The organism is Gottfriedia sp. OAE603, assembly GCF_040543965.1.
GTDB classification, from domain to species: Bacteria; Bacillota; Bacilli; order Bacillales; family Bacillaceae_G; genus Gottfriedia; species Gottfriedia solisilvae.
This window is the reverse complement of the sequence record NZ_JBEUNN010000001.1, coordinates 2,648,033-2,669,143: the sequence shown is the minus strand read 5'-3', so window position 1 is coordinate 2,669,143 and position 21,111 is coordinate 2,648,033. Positions and strand designations below refer to the sequence as shown.

21 protein-coding genes and 1 pseudogene are annotated in these 21,111 nt (G+C 33.0%); 18 read left to right on the top strand and 4 right to left on the bottom strand.

The features are described 5' to 3' along the window. Positions 1–91: 91 nt before the first annotated feature. The 4 genes from ABID96_RS13670 (at position 92) to ABID96_RS13655 (ending at position 4,938) form a co-directional block, all read left to right on the top strand. The gene (locus tag ABID96_RS13670) at positions 92–1,381 is read left to right on the top strand and encodes a methylmalonyl-CoA mutase family protein (RefSeq protein ID WP_192602518.1); all 1,290 of its coding nucleotides are present in this window, start codon (positions 92–94) and stop codon (positions 1,379–1,381) included. Beyond that, positions 1,378–3,432, top strand: coding sequence for a methylmalonyl-CoA mutase (scpA, locus tag ABID96_RS13665; protein ID WP_192602517.1), 2,055 nt, complete (start codon positions 1,378–1,380; stop codon positions 3,430–3,432). The genes ABID96_RS13670 and scpA overlap by 4 nt, the downstream gene beginning before the upstream one ends. A 4-nt stretch (positions 3,433–3,436) precedes the next feature. Then, on the top strand, positions 3,437–4,423 hold the full coding sequence (meaB, locus tag ABID96_RS13660) for a methylmalonyl Co-A mutase-associated GTPase MeaB (protein ID WP_192602516.1): 987 nt from the start codon (positions 3,437–3,439) through the stop codon (positions 4,421–4,423). Between the two features lie 77 nt (positions 4,424–4,500). Next, on the top strand, positions 4,501–4,938 hold the full coding sequence (locus ABID96_RS13655; protein WP_192602515.1) for a BrxA/BrxB family bacilliredoxin: 438 nt from the start codon (positions 4,501–4,503) through the stop codon (positions 4,936–4,938). Positions 4,939–4,995: 57 nt separating this feature from the next. Here ABID96_RS13655 and ABID96_RS13650 read toward each other — a convergent pair whose 3' ends face one another. Further along, a complete protein-coding gene (locus tag ABID96_RS13650) occupies positions 4,996–5,190 on the bottom strand; it encodes a hypothetical protein (RefSeq protein WP_087999011.1) in 195 nt (64 codons plus the stop codon). Between the two features lie 137 nt (positions 5,191–5,327). On the opposite strand from ABID96_RS13650, the gene ABID96_RS13645 reads away from it, so the two are divergent. The 8 genes from ABID96_RS13645 to ABID96_RS13610 all read left to right on the top strand — a co-directional run bounded on the left by ABID96_RS13645 (position 5,328) and on the right by ABID96_RS13610 (position 12,934). Further along, positions 5,328–5,825 (top strand): NUDIX hydrolase, encoded by a 498-nt coding sequence (locus ABID96_RS13645; RefSeq protein ID WP_377896904.1) that lies wholly within the window; start codon positions 5,328–5,330, stop codon positions 5,823–5,825. A gap of 448 nt (positions 5,826–6,273) precedes the next feature. Then, positions 6,274–7,032: a transporter substrate-binding domain-containing protein gene (locus tag ABID96_RS13640; RefSeq protein ID WP_192602513.1), complete on the top strand. Its 759-nt coding sequence runs from the start codon at positions 6,274–6,276 to the stop codon at positions 7,030–7,032. 42 nt (positions 7,033–7,074) lie between these two features. Beyond that, positions 7,075–8,415 (top strand): aspartate aminotransferase family protein, encoded by a 1,341-nt coding sequence (locus tag ABID96_RS13635; protein ID WP_192602512.1) that lies wholly within the window; start codon positions 7,075–7,077, stop codon positions 8,413–8,415. A 72-nt stretch (positions 8,416–8,487) separates the two neighbouring features. Continuing rightward, a complete protein-coding gene (locus ABID96_RS13630) occupies positions 8,488–9,147 on the top strand; it encodes an amino acid ABC transporter permease (protein WP_087999015.1) in 660 nt (219 codons plus the stop codon). Continuing rightward, a complete protein-coding gene (locus ABID96_RS13625) occupies positions 9,140–9,862 on the top strand; it encodes an amino acid ABC transporter ATP-binding protein (protein ID WP_192602511.1) in 723 nt (240 codons plus the stop codon). The genes ABID96_RS13630 and ABID96_RS13625 overlap by 8 nt, the downstream gene beginning before the upstream one ends. 225 nt (positions 9,863–10,087) lie before the next feature. Further along, positions 10,088–10,657, top strand: a complete 570-nt coding sequence (locus tag ABID96_RS13620) for a dihydrofolate reductase family protein (RefSeq protein ID WP_192602510.1) — start codon at positions 10,088–10,090, stop codon at positions 10,655–10,657. A 391-nt stretch (positions 10,658–11,048) separates the two neighbouring features. Next, complete coding sequence (locus tag ABID96_RS13615) at positions 11,049–11,381, top strand: DUF485 domain-containing protein (protein ID WP_192602509.1); 333 nt, start codon at positions 11,049–11,051, stop codon at positions 11,379–11,381. Positions 11,382–11,383: 2 nt separating this feature from the next. Beyond that, the gene (locus tag ABID96_RS13610) at positions 11,384–12,934 is read left to right on the top strand and encodes a solute symporter family protein (RefSeq protein WP_192602508.1); all 1,551 of its coding nucleotides are present in this window, start codon (positions 11,384–11,386) and stop codon (positions 12,932–12,934) included. Between the two features lie 89 nt (positions 12,935–13,023). Here ABID96_RS13610 and ABID96_RS13605 read toward each other — a convergent pair. Beyond that, positions 13,024–13,549: pseudogene (locus tag ABID96_RS13605) on the bottom strand (acyl-CoA thioesterase). Between the two features lie 156 nt (positions 13,550–13,705). On the opposite strand from ABID96_RS13605, the gene ABID96_RS13600 reads away from it, so the two are divergent. Continuing rightward, positions 13,706–14,671, top strand: coding sequence for an aromatic acid exporter family protein (locus tag ABID96_RS13600; protein WP_192602507.1), 966 nt, complete (start codon positions 13,706–13,708; stop codon positions 14,669–14,671). A 16-nt stretch (positions 14,672–14,687) separates the two neighbouring features. Next, positions 14,688–15,194: a L,D-transpeptidase gene (locus ABID96_RS13595; protein WP_192602506.1), complete on the top strand. Its 507-nt coding sequence runs from the start codon at positions 14,688–14,690 to the stop codon at positions 15,192–15,194. 56 nt (positions 15,195–15,250) lie between these two features. On the opposite strand, the gene prli42 is transcribed toward ABID96_RS13595, so the two are convergent. Beyond that, positions 15,251–15,343, bottom strand: coding sequence for a stressosome-associated protein Prli42 (gene prli42 / locus ABID96_RS13590; RefSeq protein WP_087999023.1), 93 nt, complete (start codon positions 15,341–15,343; stop codon positions 15,251–15,253). Positions 15,344–15,468: 125 nt separating this feature from the next. On the opposite strand from prli42, the gene mce reads away from it, so the two are divergent. The 3 genes from mce to ABID96_RS13575 are packed head-to-tail and all read left to right on the top strand — an operon-like array spanning position 15,469 to position 18,573. Then, positions 15,469–15,873 carry a methylmalonyl-CoA epimerase gene (mce, locus tag ABID96_RS13585; protein WP_192602505.1) on the top strand — a complete coding sequence of 135 codons (405 nt, stop codon included), beginning with the start codon at positions 15,469–15,471 and terminating at the stop codon, positions 15,871–15,873. Between the two features lies 1 nt (position 15,874). Further along, a complete protein-coding gene (locus tag ABID96_RS13580) occupies positions 15,875–17,416 on the top strand; it encodes an acyl-CoA carboxylase subunit beta (RefSeq protein WP_192602504.1) in 1,542 nt (513 codons plus the stop codon). Between the two features lie 38 nt (positions 17,417–17,454). Next, positions 17,455–18,573 carry a M20/M25/M40 family metallo-hydrolase gene (locus tag ABID96_RS13575; RefSeq protein ID WP_192602503.1) on the top strand — a complete coding sequence of 373 codons (1,119 nt, stop codon included), beginning with the start codon at positions 17,455–17,457 and terminating at the stop codon, positions 18,571–18,573. Positions 18,574–18,609: 36 nt separating this feature from the next. On the opposite strand, the gene ABID96_RS13570 is transcribed toward ABID96_RS13575, so the two are convergent. Next, positions 18,610–19,269: a histidine phosphatase family protein gene (locus ABID96_RS13570; RefSeq protein ID WP_377897064.1), complete on the bottom strand. Its 660-nt coding sequence runs from the start codon at positions 19,267–19,269 to the stop codon at positions 18,610–18,612. 426 nt (positions 19,270–19,695) lie between these two features. Between ABID96_RS13570 and ABID96_RS13565 the strand changes: the two genes are divergently transcribed. Beyond that, the gene (locus tag ABID96_RS13565; RefSeq protein WP_192602501.1) at positions 19,696–21,036 is read left to right on the top strand and encodes a glycosyltransferase family 2 protein; all 1,341 of its coding nucleotides are present in this window, start codon (positions 19,696–19,698) and stop codon (positions 21,034–21,036) included. Positions 21,037–21,111 lie beyond the last annotated feature (75 nt).

Below are 21,111 nucleotides of genomic sequence, written 5' to 3'. Positions count from 1 at the left end.
GGTTTTTTTTATTTCAATTTTATCCTTTCTAGTCTGCTTTGGTGTGTACCTTCATACATATGGTAATAAACACTGTACTGGAGGGACTAAAGTGGACAAACTCCTATTAAATTCAAATTTATTTCAAGCTACTGCTTCTGACTGGATCAATTCAATTCCAATGGACTTAGAATGTTATGTTAAGGAACTATATACTCAAATTACGATTAAACCACTATATTATGAGAATCAAAATAATATATTATCTTTCATAAATGACACGAAAAAAGTTCAATTAATAGAAGAAAAAAATGATAAGAAACATTTAGTATCTACGAAGGAATTTCATCAAAATGGTGCAAGCTTGATTCAAGAAATTGGTTATACATTAGCGCTATTATCAGATATTTTACACTCGAAAGAAAAGGATGAATTAGAACAATTTATCAATGAGTTACAATTAGAGGTTTATATTGATACAGATTTTTTCGGCTCTATTTCAAAATTACAAGTTTTCCGTTTGTTACTCCCAACTATATTAAGAGAGTTTATTAATGAAGAGGATATAGCAATTGACATACCGATTAAAGCTGTGACTTCGACAAGAACGATTACGAAAGAAGAACCTCAATTAAATTTAATTAGAAAAACAGTAGAAGTGATTGCTGGGATGATTGGCGAGGCTAATTTCATAGAATTGATTCCATATGAAAATACAGAGGATGCTAAGAGATGGTCAGAAAATATTTTTCACTTATTGAACTATGAAAGTAAATTAAAAGAATTCGGTAATATTGTAAAGGGTTGCTATTATTTGGAGGAATTAACACATGAACTATGTGTGGGTGCCTGGGATCTCTTTTTACAAGTCGAAAGCAATGGTGGCTATAAAGAATATATAGAAACTGGAGAACTACATAAAGAGATTGCGGTCGAAAGGGAGAAATCGATTGAAAAAATGATGCTAGGTGATGTGAAACTTGTAGGTTTAAATTCGTACCGAAGACATGAACCGAATAAATATAATAGAAAAGATCCAGACGAATTGAATCATGATCTAGAAATCTATCATTTTAGTAATTGGATTGAAAAATGCCATCAACTAGCAAATGCAAACTGGGATTGTTTGATTCTTGAGGGAGCAAGTGAACAGGAAGAAGACCTTATGAAAAATATTCTTTTTACGTTACATTCCATCGGATTAAAAAATAAAATTGATGCTGATGTATTATTTATCGCTGGTGATGAAAAGAAAGTGAATTTTTTTCAATTAATGAATCCAAAGAAGAAATTAGTAAGAGTAGTTGAAGAAGTTAGTGATGAGGATCAGTATTCTATGTCTGAAATAACCCATTTACCAAATTTAATTAATGAATTAATGAAGATCGAGGTGCAAAAATGAGAAAGACCTTTAATAAGAAACCTTTTTCCATAGCGACACCTAATAATAATCTAGAAATGAAAATTCCAAAATCCTATCCTGGTCAAATTCCATTTGTAAGAGGACCTTATCCATTAATGTATGTTACACAACCTTGGACAATTAGACAATATGCAGGATTTTCAACGGCAAAAGAAAGTAATGCTTTTTATAAACAAAATTTAGCAAAAGGTCAAAAAGGTTTGTCAGTTGCTTTCGATTTACCAACTCATAGAGGATATGATTCAGATCACGATCGAGTTGTTGGAGATGTTGGTAAAGCAGGAGTGGCTATTGACTCAGTAGAAGACATGAAAATACTGTTTGACGGAATTCCATTACAAGATATTTCTGTATCAATGACAATGAACGGAGCAGTTCTTCCAATTTTAGCTTTTTATATTGTTGCTGCAAATGAGCAAGGGGTAGATACAGCTAAACTCACCGGTACGATTCAAAATGACATACTCAAAGAATATATGGTAAGAAACACATATATATATGCTCCAAAAATGTCAATGCGAATAATCGGCGATATATTTTCGTATTGCTCAAAAAACATGCCGAAATTTAACCCAATTAGCATTTCTGGTTATCATATGCAAGAAGCAGGAGCGTCAACTGAAATAGAGTTAGCTTATACAATCTTAAACGGTATAGAGTATGTAAAAACCGGCTTAGAAGCAGGCTTAACAGTTGATGAGTTTGCTCCACGATTATCATTTTTTTGGGGAATTGGAATGGATTTTGTAACAGAAATTGCTAAATTAAGAGCGGGGCGACTTCTTTGGGCACAAATGATGCTCCAATTTAATCCGAAAAATAAAAAGAGTTACATGCTTAGAGCACATTGCCAAACTTCTGGATGGAGTTTAACAAAACAAGATCCGATGAACAATATCGCAAGAACAACAATTGAAGCACTCGCTGCGGTGTTCGGACAAACACAATCATTACATACAAATGCCTTTGATGAAGCAATTGCTCTTCCTACACCGAATTCAGCTTCAATCGCAAGAAATACACAATTAATATTACAACATGAATGTGGTCTGACTAATGTTATCGACCCATTTGGTGGTTCAAATAAAATAGAAGAGTTAACCTATGAATTAGTTCAAAAAGCATGGGTATATATGAAAGAAATAGATGAATTGGGCGGTATGGTACAAGCGATCGAAAAAGGGATACCGAAAATGAGAATAGAAGAAGCTGCGATTGCAAAACAAGCGAAAATAGATAGTGGAGAAGATGTCATTATCGGTGTGAACCGATTTAGTATAGATGAGGAAGAAATTGAAGATGTACTGTCGGTTAATGCCAATGAAGTTAGAGAGCAGCAACTAGATCAATTAAAACAACTGAAAGAAAGCAGAAATACAAAAGAGGTTCAATACTGGTTAGAAGCATTAGAGAACTGTGTAAAAACGGGAGAAGGAAATTTACTTGAAATCGCTATTCAATGTGCAAAGGTACGTGCGACTCTAGGTGAAATATCTACTTCGGTTGAAAAATATGCGCCAAGACATATTGCGAAGGTAGAAACTGTGACAGGGGTGTACTCGTCTGTGCATAAAAACGAAGATGAAGTAAAACGTATTCAAAATTTAGTAGCAGACTTTACAGAAAAAGATGGGCGTCGACCAAGGATATTTATGGCGAAGATTGGTCAGGATGGTCACGATCGTGGGATTAAAGTAGTAGCTTCTGCATATGCCGATTTTGGATTTGATGTGGATGTTGGTCCACTTTTCCAAACACCTGCAGAGGTGGCAAAAGCAGCCGTTTTATTTGACGTTCATTGTGTTGCGATGAGCTCTCTTGCAGGAGGGCATAAAGAATTATTGCCACTATTAAGAGATGAATTAAAAAAATTAGGAAGAGACGATATGACGATTTTTGTAGGTGGAGTTGTTCCAGAAAAGGATTATGATTTCTTATTAAATAATGGCGCAAGTGCAATTTTTGGGCCAGGAACAGTGTTAACCGAAGCTGCAGAAAAGATTCTACTCTGTTTATCTAAAGAGGATTAATCAAATGAATGGAAGGCGGTTAACTATTCAAGAAACGATTAATCGGATTCTTTCTGGCGATTTGTCAACTCTTGCAAGAACGATTACTTTAGTTGAAAGTCAAAAGTCTGAAGATAAAATGTTTGTAAATGAATTGATTGGTAAAATTTTACCTTATACCGGAAAGAGTTTTCGAATCGGTTTTACTGGAATTCCTGGAGCTGGTAAGAGTTCATTTATAGAATATTTCGGTAAAGATTTATGTGAGTCTGGTAAAAAAGTTGCAGTTTTAGCAATTGATCCTAGTAGTCCGATTACAGGAGGGAGCATACTTGGAGACTCGACTCGAATGACGGAATTATTACATCATCCATTAGCATTTATAAGACCTTCTGCATCGAACGGGACTATTGGTGGAGTACATGCTAATACGTATGAAACAATACTATTATGTGAAGCTGCTGGGTTTGATTATACATTAATTGAAACAGTCGGCATCGGTCAAAGTGAAGGAAGTATTAGAGAGCACGTTGATTGTATGGTCTTATTAACATTGGCTAGAGGTGGCGATGATTTACAAGGCATTAAAAGAGGTATACTAGAACTTGTCGACTTCGTTATTATTAATAAATGTGATGGGGAGTTAATTGAACTTTCGAAGTATACAGCCTCATTAATGAAACAGACGATGAAACTTGTCTCTTCACCAACACCTAACTGGAAACAGGTAGTTATGGCCACTTCGACGGAATCCGGTCTAGGCATGAGCGAATTTTTACAAAAGACCAATTTGTTTTTAGAATTGATGAATATAAATAGTTATCATTCTGATCTAAGAGGTCAACAAAATAGAAAATGGTTTCATCGTTCAGTAAAAGATCGAGTCATTCAATCATTTTTCAATAATGAAAATGTTAAAACAAAGCTAATCGAATGTGAAGAAGAATTTATGAATAAAGGAATTGATATGCAAGATGCTGTTGTAAAGATCATTCGTTCCTTTAACGAATAAATATTCGAGTTCAAAAGCTTGAATAAATAGACGATCAATTGGTAAGATGAAGAAAAGTATATAAGGGGTAGATAAATATGAATATGAATTTTAATTTTTTTATGAATGATGTTGTTCATACAGCGCGTCAAGAAATTTCAGCAGCTGGGTATATAGAATTAAAAACACCAGAAGAAGTAGATGAAGCTCTTGCTAAGAAGGGAACAACTTTAGTCATGGTTAACTCAGTATGTGGTTGTGCTGGAGGAATTGCACGTCCTGCGGCTTCTCATGCTGTTCATTATGACGCAAGACCTGATCAACTTGTTACGGTATTTGCAGGGCAAGATAAAGAAGCAACAGCAAAAGCTCGTGAATATTTCACAGGTAAAGCGCCATCATCACCTTCATTTGCTTTGTTAAAAGACGGTGAACTAGTTGCAATGGTTGAACGTCATGAAATTGAAGGACATGATCCAATGCAAGTTATTCAAAAACTTCAAAACTATTTTGATCAATACTGCGAACAAATCTAAAAAAAGAAAAGTACAAAATGCTCAGCATTTTGTACTTTTTTATGTATTTTAGATTTTTTAATTGAAAAAATTGAAGATAATATAAAATATAAGAAAAAAAGATATGATTCCAATTGAACATGTAACGATTAGAAGCATAAGTGCATCAATATGAACTGATTCATCATGTTCTGCTCGAAATGCAAAGGAGCCTATTCTGTGTTTGCGTAATTTTCGATATTGATTTAAATCAATTACATTTGATTGGTCCACTTATACCCCTCCAATTTCATTTATATAATAAATTTTAAAATATTCTAAATAATTAGTAAAGTTAATTTAGCTGACAAATTAATAGCAAATTATGCCATAATAAGTGGAAAAGAACCAAACTAATCATTGAAAGGCTCGTGTCAATTTTGAAATATACATTATGTTTTATACAGCGTAAATCGGAATTATTAATGCTAAATAGATTCAAAGCACCAACAATGGGAATCTGGAATGGGGTTGGAGGGAAAATTGAAATAAATGAAACAATAGAAGAATCGGTACAAAGGGAGATATTAGAAGAAACTGGATTATTCATAGAATTAGATCAAATTACACATAAAGGATTAGTCACATGGCAGGAAAAAGATCATGTTTTTGGTGGGATGTATATTTTTAAAGCTGATGTTGCTGAAGAGCTGTATTACAATACTCCAATCAAAACAGATGAAGGTATATTAGACTGGAAGAGGATCGATTGGGTAACAGACAAGCAAAATGAAGGTGTTGGAGAGTGTATACCATATTTTCTTCCTATACTATTAAATGACGATAAAAAGTATCATCATGCTTTTTATTATGAAGAATCTAGAGTAGTAGATGTCGTTGTTAAAGAACAAATTAGTATGATGAAATAATTTATGAGTTGAATATTATACACATTTTGAAGTGGGTGCCATTTAAAAAATGGCGCTTTTTTTGTGTATATTAATGAAAACGCTTTATTTATAGGGTTTTTCTTGAATAATATTGATTCTCACTGGGGTTTTGCAGTATTTGTCGAAAAAAAGTTATCGAATAAAACTAAGTGAGTTATATAGCGGTTATTCACTAGTTTTGTATAAATATATAAAACTAGTGGATTTGCAAAGAAAATATTTTTATATAATTTCGTTGGTATATAAGTGTTTACTAAGATATTTTGTCGAAATATATAAAATTGTGTTTGCATAATTATTAGTATGTGTTAAAATTCATTTTATAAAATAATTATTCATTGAAAAAAACTAGTTGTTTAATCTAAATTTAATCATGATAATAAAGACTAGTAGTTAGAATTTTTCAAAAATTAAGGGGGAAACAGTAATGAAAAAATTAATCGGAGTCTTATCTGCAACAGTGTTATCAATCGGAATGTTATCAGCGTGTAATAGTAAATCTGATGACAAAACATTAATTTTAGGAACAAGTGCTGACTACAAGCCATATGAGTTTATCGATACAAAGAATGACGATATTATTGGTTTTGATATCGATTTAGCAAAAGAGTTAGGTAAAAAAACTGGTTATAAAATTAAAGTGAAAGACCTTGATTTTGGCTCACTTATTACTGCAATGAATGCAGATAAAGTTGACTTTATTATGGCTGGAATGAAAGAAACACCAAAACGTGCGAAAAAAGCAGATTTTACAGATTCATATTTTATTGACCAAAACCAAGTTGTCGTGAATAAAGATTCTAATATTAAGACTCTAGCAGATTTAAAAGGAAAAACAGTTGGTGTACAAGCTGCATCAATCCAAGAGACTAAAGCTATTGAAGTTTCAAAAACAGCTGGATTTAAAGTGGAAAATCGAAACAGAATTCCAGAAATGGTAGAAGAATTAAAAGCTGGTCGTTTTGATGCAGTTATTATAGAACAAACAGTTGCAAAAGGTTATTTAGATAAACTTGATACGATGGAAGGCTTACTAATTGAAGATTTCTTTGAGCAATCTGGTTCAGCAGTTGCATTTCCAAAGGATTCTAAGTTAACAGCTAAATTTGATAAAGCCTTAGTTGAATTAAAAGAAGATGGAACAGTAGATAAATTAATTAAAAAATGGTTTGGGGATCTTAAATAAACGTCATAAAAAGGATTCGTTTAGATCAGGAGGAATGATTTGATGGAGAAAGATTGGAGTCACTTACTTGAAAAAATGCCTTTACGCTTAGCGCCTAGTATGGCGAAAGATCACCCAAATTTACCAGTTGTTAAAGAAGAAGGTTGTTACTACTACGGTGTTGATGGGAAGCAATATTTAGATTTTACTTCAGGTATTGCAACAACAAATGTTGGACACCGTCACCCAAAAGTAGTACAGGCTATTAAAGATGGAGCAGATTCACTAGCGCATGGACCATCTGGCGTTATAATCTATGAATCTATTTTAAAATTAGCTGATCAATTAGCAGAAATACTACCAGGAGACTTAGATACATTCTTCTTTGGTAATAGTGGTACGGAAGCAATTGAGGGAGCTATAAAATTAGCCAAACACGCGACAAAGCGCCCGTATATCGTTTCATTTATTGGTTGCTTTCACGGTCGTTCAATGGGTGCATTAAGCGTTACGACTTCAAAAAGTAAATATCGTAAATTTCTAAATCCTTCTGGTTCATACCAAATTCCATATGCAAATGTTTCAGAATGTCCTGAAGGAATGGATGAAGAAATATTTGTTGTTGATCGATTAGAAAAAGATTTTAAAAGACTATTTAATCATCAAGTAACACCAGAAGAAGTTGCAGCCGTAATTGTAGAGCCTGTATTAGGAGAAGGCGGATATGTGGTTCCTCCTAAAGCATGGTTGAAAAAGATCCGTGAAATCTGTGATCAACACGATATTTTATTAATATTCGATGAAGTACAGACTGGATTTGGTCGTACAGGTAATTGGTTTGCAGCTCATACATTTGATGTAACACCTGATATTATGGCAATTGCTAAAGGGATTGCAAACGGGATCCCGTTAAGTGCGACTGTTGCATCTAATGAATTAATGAAACAATGGCCACTTGGTAGTCACGGGACAACTTTTGGTGGAAATCCAATTGCATGCTCGGCTGCACTTGCTGTACTAGAAATTATTAAAGAAGAAAATTTATTAGAGAATACAAAAGAGGTTGGGGCTTATGCTGTTGAAAAATTGCATGAGTTAAAGAAAAAGCACCCAGTAATTGGAGATATTCGTTCAATCGGTTTAATGATCGGGATTGAAATCATCAATCCATCAACAAAAGAACCGAATGGGGATGGCTTATTTAAAATTCTTGATATCGCTTTAGAAAAAGGAGTTTTATTCTATTTCTGTGGAAATAACAGTGAAGTGATTAGAATGATCCCACCTTTAACAGTAACAAAAAGTCAAATTGATGATGGGCTAAACATCCTAGATGAAGCACTAACTGAATATGAGCAATCAATTGGCTATGAATTATTTGAAACAAAAGGCATTGGTTTCTAAACCAGTGCTTTTTATCTAAATTTACAAAAACGAACAGTAATAAAAGTCGAATAAATAAAGGAGTACTAATATATGAACTTAGATTTCTCGCAAATCGTTCCTTCGATCCCGTATATTTTAGCTGGATTAAAATTAACCATACTAGTTGTTGTATGTTCAATTTTATTAGGTTTAGTTTTAGCAATTCTTCTCGCATTAATGAAAATTAGTCGTTCTAAATGGTTAGTATTAATTGCAGATTTTTATACATCAATCTTCCGTGGTACGCCAATGGTTTTACAATTAATGATTATATATTTTGGACTTCCACAAATAATTGGTTTTGAAATAGAACAATTTCCAGCGGCAGTTTTAGCATTTGGGTTAAATTCTGGTGCATATGTCTCGGAAGTAATCCGTGCTGGGATCCAAGCAGTTGATAAAGGTCAACAAGAAGCAGCTTCTGCTCTTGGAATTCCGTATCGCAAAATGATGTCAAAAATCATTTTACCTCAGGCATTTAAAAATATTTTACCAGCACTTATGAATGAATTTATAACGTTAACGAAAGAATCAGCAATGGTAACCGTAATTGGTGCGTCCGATTTAATGCGTAGAGCTTATTTAGTTGGTGGAGAATCGTATTCTTACATGGAACCATTAATCTTCGTAGCAGGGGTATACTATGTTTTAATTATGCTATTAACACTCCTAGGTAAAGCAGTTGAAAGGAGATTACGTACAAATGATTAAAATTAATGACTTATATAAAAGCTTTGGCAATGTAAATGTATTAAAAGGCATTACCACTACAATCGAAGAAGGATCTGTTGTGGCTGTAATTGGACCTTCGGGTTCGGGTAAATCTACATTTTTAAGATGTATGAATTTATTAGAATCACCTACATCTGGTCAAATCTTGATGGGTAAAGTGGAAATTACAAATCCAAAAAATAATATTATGAAAATTAGAGAAGAGGTAGGAATGGTATTTCAACATTTTCACCTTTTCCCTCATATGACTGTCTTAGAAAATATTACGTATGCACCAATTAATGTTAAAGGAATCAGTAAAAGTAAGGCTGAGGAAATTGCGAAAGAATTACTTTTAAAAGTTGGTTTAAGTGAAAAAGCTGGGGTTTATCCACCGAAATTATCTGGTGGACAAAAACAACGTGTAGCGATTGCTAGAGCACTTGCAATGGAACCGAAAGTAATGCTGTTTGATGAACCAACATCAGCATTAGACCCTGAAATGGTTAAAGAAGTTCTAGAAGTAATGAAATCATTAGCTCATACTGGTATGACTATGGTAATCGTAACTCATGAGATGGGGTTTGCTAAAGAAGTAGCAGACCGAATTCTTTTCTTAGATGAAGGGAAATTAGTGGAAGATGCTACACCAATTGAACTATTTACAAAACCAAAAACAGATCGAGCTAAGCTGTTTTTAGAAAAAATATTATAAGTTTAAGATAAAACTAAAAAAACATACGAAAAGGCAACTAATTAACTTTTTAATTGGTTGCCTTTTTTTTATGAATTTATTATTTTTCAAACTTAAATAACTGTATAATAACATTTTGAATAATAGACTTTTAATAGAATGCGATTTATCTAAGAATTTATTAAAAATGAATAACTAAAAACGGAATAGAAGAAACAAATCCGAGTGAAAAAAGGAGGAAAGAGTATGACTGAAAATGTAAAACAGAGAAGAATCATTTTAGATTTAGCAGTTACATTAGATGGTTTTATTGAAGGGGAAAATGGTGAAGTGGATTGGTGCATTATGGACCCAGAAATGGGTTTTACTGATTTTTTGAATGAAATTGATACGATTTTATATGGTAGAAAAAGCTATGAATTATGGGGACAATATACGCCACACCCGAATGACTCTAATACAGAAAAAGAAATGTGGAAATTGGTTCATAGTAAGGAAAAGTATGTGTTTTCCAGAACAGAAAAAGAGGATCATCAAGCAAAATATATCAATGAAAATATTCTTGAAGAAATAATGAAATTAAAGAGTAAGCCTGGTAAAGACATTTGGTTATATGGTGGTGCAAGTCTCATCACAACTTTTATGAATTTAGGGCTTGTAGATGAATTTAGATTATCTGTTCACCCTGTTATTTTGGGAGAAGGAAAACCGATGTTTATTGACATAAACAAAAGAGTGAACTTAAAAATGGTGAACACACGCACATTCTCTTCTGGCGTTGTGCAGCTAATCTATCATTTGGCTGGGAATGAATAAATGAAGCTATTCCAATGAAAATAATCAAAATACTAAAAATAGAAATTGCTTAAGAAAGGGGAACCAAATTGGTTTTCCCTTTATATTTTTGGTTGCTTATATATCCGTTTTGGTAATCAGTGTCATGATAACAACTAGAATTTTTATAGTTAAAATATACACTCTCAAAGAAGTATTTACTTTCAATTTCGCTATCTAATAGAGAAATTTCATGTTTTTTGTCATACGAAAACATTTTATTAATCTCTAACAAATGAAATACAATAAATATAAGTTTCTGAATATTTAATTCTTTCGCTTTGTTAGGATTTTCTAACTTTCTTCTTATTCTTTTTTGGACTTGTTTTTCTACTCATATTCAAGAAACAAAAAATTGAAGGGAGATATGTGAATGGAAATTGAAAAAAATAATGTAAAAACTGAAAGCGTTTACTCCGAAGTGGCGAAATCCCCAGAATTTAAAGAACTATTAAAAGCAAAAAGAAAATTTATTTTACCGATGTCAATTTTCTTTTTTTGCTTTTACATCGCTTTACCGTTAATGACGTCTTATTCTAAAGTTCTAAATACAAAAGCGATTGGTGATATTACCTGGGCTTGGATTTTTGCATTTGCGCAATTCATTATGACATGGGGATTGTGTATGATCTATCATAAAAAGGCAAAATCATTCGATGAAATGTCTGAAGGAATTGTAAAGAAGTTAAATAAGGGAGGAGAGTAATTTTGAATACGTATGCCTTTACGCTATTTTTAATCATTGTATTAGGGACACTCGTCATTACATATTACGCTTCTAAAAAAACGAAGGATGCAAAGGACTTCTACACTGCAGGTGGTGGTTTGACAGGTTGGCAAAATGGACTTGCAATTGCAGGTGACTATATGTCTGCTGCTTCATTTTTAGGGATAGCTGGTGCAATTGCTTTAACGGGATTTGATGGATTCTTCTATAGTATCGGTTTTTTAGTTGCTTATCTTGTCGTACTCTATTTGGTAGCAGAACCATTAAGGAATCTTGGTAAATACACTTTAGCGGATATGATTGCTGCAAGATTCGATCAAAGAAAAGTACGAGGTGTAGCAGCTTTAAATACAATGACAATTTCTATTTTCTATATGATTGCACAGCTAGTAGGAGCAGGCGCACTGATTAAATTATTATTAGGAATTGAGTATACAACTGCAGTATTAATTGTAGGTGTACTTATGACTGTGTATGTAATTTTTGGTGGTATGACAGCTACAAGTTGGGTGCAAATTGTAAAAGCTGTTCTTCTAATGCTTGGAACTTTAGTGATTTCAATTATCGTATTTGCAAAATTTAACTACAGTATTACAGAAATGTTTAGTCAAATGAAAACAGCAACTCCTCTTAAGGAAACTTTTTTAAATCCTGGTGTGAAATATACAAATGGCTTAGATACACTTTCGTTAAATTTAGCTCTTGTACTTGGTACTGCGGGTTTACCTCATATTCTTGTTAGATTCTTTACCGTACGAGATGCAAAAACAGCACGTAAATCTGTTGTATATGCTACATGGTTGATTGGTGCTTTCTATATTATGACAATTTTTCTTGGATTCGGAGCTGCAGCATTTGTAGGGAACGCGGAAATTATTAAAGCAAATCCAGCTGGAAACATGGCAGCACCATTATTAGCAGAAGTATTGGGCGGTAATTTCTTATTTGCCTTCGTTTCAGCAGTTGCATTCGCTACAATTTTAGCAGTAGTAGCAGGCTTAGTCTTAACAGCGGCATCTGCTTTTGCCCATGATTTCTATAATGAAATACTAAGAAAAGGCAAGGCAACTGAAAAAGAACAAGTATCAATGGCAAGATATGCATCTATTGGTGTTGCAATATTGTCAATCATCCTAGCGATTTTTGCACAATCATTAAACGTTGCATTTTTAGTTTCATTAGCATTTGCAGTCGCTGCAAGTGCAAATCTACCAGTTATTTTATTTACAATTTATTGGAAAAGGTTCAATACTACTGGAGCAATTGTGGGAATGTTAACAGGCTTGATTTCTGCGATTATTTTAGTAGCGATTAGCCCAAATATTTGGAGTCCTATTGAAGGGAAAGCTATTTTTGTTGGTGATCCTTTAATTAGTTTAACGAATCCGGGTATCATTTCTATTCCGTTAGGCTTTATTGCGGCATTTTTAGGTACAATCCTTTCAAGTAAAAAAGAAAGCGAAGCAAAGTTCGATGAGATTCTTGTTAAATCAAATACTGGTCACGGTGTTGAAGGTGTTTCATCTCATTAAATGATTAACGAATGATTCAGTCGTTAAAAAAATTGGTCGGAATATAAAAAGCTGAAGGAGTGGTTCCTTCAGCTTTTTTATTTTATGATTTATTCTTCATTTTGTCTTAATTTTAATGGTTTTGTAGAAATAATACTTGCGATATTTTTACTAATCAGTTTGTTGTTTTTTCGATTTTTCAATTCTAGCTTTTGCAATCTCAGCTAATTCTCTTTCTTCTTCAGTTTCTAAAATGATTGATGGAACTGGTACAGTTTTGTCATCTTTCATCCCTACAAATGTTAAGAATGAAGTAGCAGCAACTCGGCGATCTCCTGTTAGAAGATTCTCTGCAATGGCTTTTACAAAGATAACCATTGATGATCTGCCTGTTAAAACAATAAATGATTCATAAGATATACAATCTTGTTCAGTTACTGGATGTAAAAAGTCAACGTGATCGATTGACGCTGTTACACATTTTGTTCTTGCATGTCTAGAAGCAGTAATAGAAGCTGTCATATCCATATCAGCAAGAATTTTTCCCCCGAATAATGTACGGTGATTATTTAGATCAGTAGGAAATACGCGAATAATTAATGTAGCACGAGATTCGTGGCAATATTTTGAACTCATAAGCTCACACCTTTTTTTAGATTATTTCTATTTTCACCAAACTAAAAAGCTGATAAGCATGGTTTTATAAAATAGAGTCATTGATAGAAATAGTTAATTCATAATAAAAGAGAATTAAAAACTGCAGAAAGTAAAATCATAGAACTAGGTGATTTTATGTATAGAATAGGTTCTCGAGTAGTGAAAACTGCATTAGGTAGCTCAGTGGCTATCTTTGTTGCTCAAACGCTTGGTTTAAGTTTCTACGCTTCAGCGGGCATATTAACAATACTTTGTATTCAACCAACTAAGAAACGATCTTTAGAAACAGTATTAAGACGAATCTTAGCATGCTTGTTAATTATAATGTTTTGTTTCATCATATTCCACTTAATAGGTTATAATCCCTTTGCAATTGGATTACTATTATTATTTTTTATCCCTACTTTGGTGTATTTAAAAATTCAAGAAGGGGTTATTTCCAGTGCAGTCATTATGCTTCATTTATACGGTTTAGAAAAAATGACATTATCAATCATAGTTAATGAAATAAGCATTATTTTAGTTGGGATGGGAATTGCACTGTTATGTAATTTATATATGCCAAGTTTGGAGGACGAAATAAAAATATATAAAGAACAGATTGATTCGAAGTTTTGTTTTATATTCGAAAAAATTTCTACTTTTTTAAAAGATCCTTCCAAAAGCAGTCATTTAGTAGAATATGAAGAAACATGTGCTTTGCTAGAAAAGGCAAAAAAAGTGGCTAAACTCGAAATAGAAAACCATTATATACGAACGACAAACGATGAAGACTATGATTATTTTTTAATGAGAGAAAGACAGTTAGTCATTTTAAAAAGAATCATTCACACATTGTCAGTCATTCAAGTAAGTAACGACCAATCAGATATTTTAGCAAAATTCTTTAAAGATTTATGCTATTCCTTAAATCCTAGAGTTACTGGTGTAATTTGTATTCATCAATTAGAAGAAATTTATAAAATGTTTCGATCAATGCCACTACCTCATACACCTGATGATTTAGAAACGAGGGCTGCTATATTGATGATCATTCACGAAATGGAAAGTTTCTTGGTTATGAAAGCTAAGTTTAAGGAAAAATACGCTAAAAGTGTTTAAGAGGGAGGGGTACTAATTGCTTAAGGTTGTAATTTCACTATTTCTTGTCATTAGTCCCGTTTGGCCACTTGGGCAAAACCCAAAGCTAGGCGATCCATTTATCATTATTAATAAGAAAGTAAATCAATTAGCTTTTATTGATGACGGGAAAATTCAAAAAGTATATAAAGTTGCAACAGGTAAAACAGCCGACTTGACACCTGAAGGCATGTTTAATGCTATGTATAAAGCTAAGTTTCCTTATTGGAAGAAAAAAAATATTCCAGGAGGCGATCCCAAGAATCCATTAGGCTCGAGATGGATCGGGTTTGATGCATTAAATTCTGACGGATCAATTTATGGAATACATGGTAATAATGATCCATCTTCTATTGGTAAATACATTTCAAATGGTTGTGTAAGAATGCATACAAACGATGTAAATGAGCTTTATGACAAGACCCCATATGGAACTAAAGTATTTATTACAACTACCACTAAAACATTTGGTCAAATCGCGAAAGAAAAAGGAGCAATTAAATAAAGAAATGGTTGCGTAAAACTAGAAAAATCCAGTTTTGCACAACCTTTTTTGTTTGTCTATAGAAAAGAAGAGATTCCTGCTAATAAAGTAGTCGCAAGCATTGAAATTAACATGATTATAACGACGATTTTTTGTGTTCTTTTTCTCATATGTTTATTACCACCTTACTAATTAAATAAACTTTCACTTTAAATTTTTAAAATTTATACAAGTCTTGTCCCATTTTAGCATATGAATGATAGAAAAGCATTTGTTTTGAGGGAGAGGACAAGCAATGTTCACAAATATTGATCATATGGCAATTTGTGTAAAAGACCTAAATAATAGCATTTATAAATATGAAACTGAATTACAGCTAAATTGCACTTATCGAGAAATTGTTGAAGAACAAGGTGTTGAAGTAGCATTCTTTGAAACGGCAAATGTAAATATTGAATTAATTCAGCCACTTTCTCCAAATAGCCCAGTTTATAAATATATTGAAAAAAAAGGCGAAGGACTGCACCATATTGCTTTTAGAGTTGAGAATATTGACGAAGCCATTACAGATTTAAAAAATCGTCAATTTCATTTGCTCCAGGATACACCTCGAAAAGGTAGTCATGGTTCGAAAATATTTTTTATTCATCCGAAACAATTTGGCATGTTAATTGAAATTGTAGAAAAAGGAGAACTTTGAGATGAGTAAATATGATGCAATTTATGAATTGTATGAAAAAAAGTCTGAAGTTGAGCTTGGTGGAGGATATGAGCGGATTGAAAAACAACATGAACGAGGAAAATACACGGCTAGAGAACGGATCGAGCTATTACTTGATGAGGATAGCTTTGTTGAGTTATATGGGTTTGTACAACATCGTTGTACCGATTTTGGAATGGACGAACAAAGTGGTGCGTGTGATGGTGTCGTAACTGGATATGGGAAAATTAAAGGAAGAACAGTTTTTGTATTTTCACAGGATTTTACAGTGTTTGGTGGAGCACTAGGTGAAATGCATGCAAAAAAAATAAGTCAATTGATGGACATGGCAGTTCAATGTAAGGCACCCATTATTGGATTAAATGATTCTGGAGGTGCACGGATACAAGAAGGGGTTTTATCCTTAGATGGTTATGGCCACGTATTTTATCGCAATACAATTTATTCTGGAGTCGTCCCACAAATTTCCGTTATTATGGGACCATGTGCTGGAGGAGCAGTATATTCACCGGCGATTACTGATTTTGTCATCATGGTCAATGAAAGTAGCCAAATGTTTATAACAGGACCAAAAGTAATAGAGAGTGTGACTGGAGAAAAAATTTCTGCAGAAGATTTAGGTGGCGCAAAAGTTCACAATGAAATAAGTGGAAATGCACATTTTCAAGCGAAAACCGAAGAGGAAGCTCTTCGTGTAGTTAGAAGTTTATTAGATTATTTACCTTCTCATTGGGAAGAAAAAACACCAAGTTATTCAAAAAATAACAAGGATTTAGAAGATTTATTAGACTGTATTCCAGATGACAGTAGTCGCCCCTACGACGTTAAACATATTGTTTCAATGATCGTAGATGATGATTCTTTCTTAGAAGTACAAAAAGAATTTGCTAAAAATTTAGTGATCGGATTTGCTAGGGTAAACGGAGAAGTTGTAGGATTAGTTTGTAATCAACCGAAAGTAATGGCTGGTGGATTAGATATCCATTCAGCTGATAAAGGAGCGAGATTCATTCGTTTTTGTGATAGTTTTAATATTCCTCTTATTACATTTGTTGATGTTACTGGATTTTTTCCCGGTGTAAAACAAGAGCATGGAGGTATAATAAGACATGGTGCGAAGCTGTTATATGCATATTCTGAAGCGACGGTCCCAAAAATTACAGTTATAACTAGAAAAGCTTTTGGTGGTGCATACGTAGCTTTAAATAGTAAGTCAATTGGAGCGGATTTAGTTTTTGCTTGGCCAAATGCTGAAATTGCAGTTATGGGTGCTGCAGGAGCTGTTAATATACTTTATGGCAAGGAAATCAGTCAGAGTGAAAAACCTGAAGTACTACGAGCTGAATGGATGGACCAATACAAAGAAAAATTCTCTAATCCATACGTAGCAGCAAAATATGGTTTAGTAGATGATGTGATTGATCCTCGTGATACTCGTAAAAAGTTGATTCAGTCATTAGAAGTATTAAAAACGAAAAATGAAAAGCGCCCAGCCAAAAAACATGGTAATATACCCTTATAGACATTTTTCTACATACTTTTATTGGAGGCGTATCACATATGATTAATGAACAACGTATAGTTGACGAATTTTTAGAATTAGTACAAGTTGACTCTGAAACTAAGTTTGAAGCTGAAATTGCAAAGGTTTTAAAACAAAAATTAGAAGCACTTGGAATGAATGTATTTGAAGATGACACAATGAGTGTGACTGGTCATGGTGCTGGTAACATTGTTGCAACTATTCCTGCTACTAAAGAAGGAGTAGATGGTATTTTCTTCTCATGTCATATGGATACAGTAACACCAGGTAAAGGCATCAAACCTTCAATCGTTGATGGTAAAGTCGTAACTGATGGCACAACAATTCTTGGTGCTGATGATAAAGCTGGTATCGCTGCATTTTTAGAAGCGGTTAAAGTAATCAAGGAACAAAATATTGAACATGGTGAAATTCAATTTATCATTTCAGTTGGTGAAGAATCAGGATTACATGGTGCAAAAGCAATGGATCCAAAATTAATCACAACTAAATTTGGCTATGCTTTAGATAGCGATGAAGAAGTAGGAAATATCATCGTTGCTGCTCCAACTCAAGCGAAAGTAATCGCTACGATTTACGGAAAAACTGCTCATGCTGGTGTAGCTCCTGAAAAAGGTGTTTCTGCAATTACAATCGCTTCAAAAGCAATTGCTAAAATGCCATTAGGTCGTATTGACGAAGAAACAACTGCTAATATTGGTCGTTTCGAAGGCGGAAGTGCAACAAACATCGTTTGTGATCAAGTGAATATTCTTGCAGAAGCTCGTTCATTAATTGGCGAGAAAATGGAAGCACAAGTTGCTAAAATGAAAGCTGCATTTGAAGAAGCGGCATCTGAAATGGGTGGACGTGCGGAAGTTGAAGTTCAAATTATGTACCCAGGATTCAAATTTGGTGAAGGTGATCATGTTGTAGAAGTAGCAAAACGTGCTGCTGAAGAAATCGGTCGTACTCCAGCATTACAACAAAGTGGCGGTGGTTCTGATGCGAATGTTTTTGCAGGACACGGCTTCCCAATTGTAAACTTAGCAATTGGTTATGAAGAAATCCACACAACAAATGAAAAAATGCCAATCAAAGAATTAGTTAAATCTGCTGAAATGGTTGTAGCAATTGTTAAAGAAGTAGCTAAATAATAATAATAAAAAGACGAAACGTTTGTTTCGTCTTTTTTATTGATTAAAAGATACAACTTTATATAAATCGTTTGTATATTCTAGTATGGTAATACTTGAGTTTTTAATTTCAACTTGTATATCTACTTCTTCGGAAAATTTTTTAACGATATTTCTAATAATATTTCCATGAGTGACAAGTAAAATATTTTCAACTAGATTAAAGCTTTCAGATACAACTTCATTTAACCCTTCTTCTAAGCGTTCCCATAGTTCGTGATAATCTTCTGCATGATGATATGGATCAGACTTTTTGATGAAATTCGTTATTTCTTCAAGTGAATGATTACGGAACATTTCTTTAAAGCTGCCATAACCTTGGTCACTTGCTACCTTACCTAATGCAACCTCCGAAAATTCTCCTTCAAAACTACCAAAAAATGTTTCCCGGAATGCTTTTCTTTTTTGAATGACAGGATTATTGTATTGATTTTGTTGAAGTAGGATTTCAGCAGTTTCAACTGTACGACCAGAATCACTTGTATATACACGATCGAAATTGATAGTAGATAGCTTTTTGCCAGCTTCAATGGCCACTAGCTTACCTTCTTCCGTTAAAGGACTATCAGCCCAACCTTGCATTCTTTTGTATCGATTTAAATACGTTTCCCCATGTCTAATACAGTATAAATTTATTTTCTTTTCGATCGGAAACACCTCATTTTTAAATGTTAGTTTTGTATCTATTTTATAATTAGCAGTATTTTTAAACAAATTATTTGAAAAATGATCAAGAAAAATTTGGATCAAATAATAAATAAAAATGTGTAGAGTTACTCTTGAATTTCAATAGCGAAAAAGGAAACAATAAGATACCTACTTTTAAAAAATAATTAGTAACAACATTGTATGCGCTAAAATATTATACTAATAAAACGTTATGCGTTTTTGGATTTTTATTTGTATTATTGAATGTTTATTTGCAATCCATTTTATGTTGATATAATTGCTTTTTTGTTAAGAATAGTTTATAAAATAATTTTCTTAACTACATTTTTGTTATTGTGATATAATGTCATTATCATACGAAACATGAAACCTTTTTCACTTATCAATTAAAAAGTGAATGATGGGGGGAGAAAAATGAAGTCTAATCTTACTCCTATTAAAAAGCAAAAAAGAAAATACTATTTTACAATCCAAAAGAAATTTTGGTTTAGTCACATGATGTCCTTCATGTGGTTAATACTTTCTATATATTTATCATTACCATGGTTATATGATTTATCTGATGTTGTGACGATGCCTGGAGCAATTTTTATTATCACTGGAATCGCATATATCCCTGGATATATGAGTGCATTTTTAATTGTTAGTTTGATTTTAGATAGGCAGCCTAATTTTAAGAATGAGTTTCCAACTGAATCAGTTACGTTACTAATTGCAGCTTATAATGAAGAGAAAGGCATTTATCAAACATTAAAGTATGTTACAGACCAAGATTACACTGGTGAGATACAAGTGATTGTGATTAATAATAACTCCTCAGATCAAACAACGGAAGAAGTATTAAGAGCTAAAAAGGAATTAAAAGCTAATATCTCAATTTTACATGAACCAAATCCGGGGAAATTTAATGCTTTAAATACAGGATTACAATATGTGCAAACACCTTATGTTATTACATTAGATGCTGATACTTTAATTCATCCATCAGCAGTTCGTTATTTAGTTTCAAGAATTAAAAGTAGTCCCGAAGATGTATGTGCTGTAGCCGGATCAATGCTTGTACGAAATAGTCGAGAAACAATTTGGACGAAAATACAGGAATGGGATTATTTTTTAGGAATCGCTTCAATCAAAAGATTGCAAGGGTTATATCAAGGAACATTAGTTGCACAAGGTGCATTTAGTTTATATAAAACACCATGCGTACAAGAAGTTGGCGGTTGGCCAGATGCAATAGGTGAAGATATTGTTTTAACTTGGAGACTGTTACAAAAGGAATGGAAAGTATACTTTGAGCCTTTAGCAGTAGCATTTACAGATGCACCTTCTACCCTTGCTCATTTCGCAAAACAACGCTCAAGATGGGCAAGAGGCATGGTTGAAGGATTAAAAGAAATCAAACCTTGGCAACAACCACAAGTTTATACAAGATACCTAACTGGGATTAATTTACTAATGCTATATTTAGATTTAGTATATACATTATGTTGGCTACCAGGTTTAGTTTTAGCTTTTTTCGGTATCCACTGGATTGTGGGACCTATGACCTTATTGGTTTTACCACTAACATTTGTTAGTTATTCAATACTTTATTTATATCAAAAGCATTATGTTTTTAGACATTTAAATTTAAGAATTAGAATTAACAAGTTAGGTTTTGTATTGTTTATTCTTTTTTATCAAATGATTATGTCACCTGTTTCATTATATGGATATTTACAGGAATTCTTCAAATTAAGACGAGTTTGGAAGTAAAAGCATCTAACATAATTAGATGCTTTTTTAATTTCATAAAACAAAATAAAACCACTGTCAAAAGACAGCGGTTAG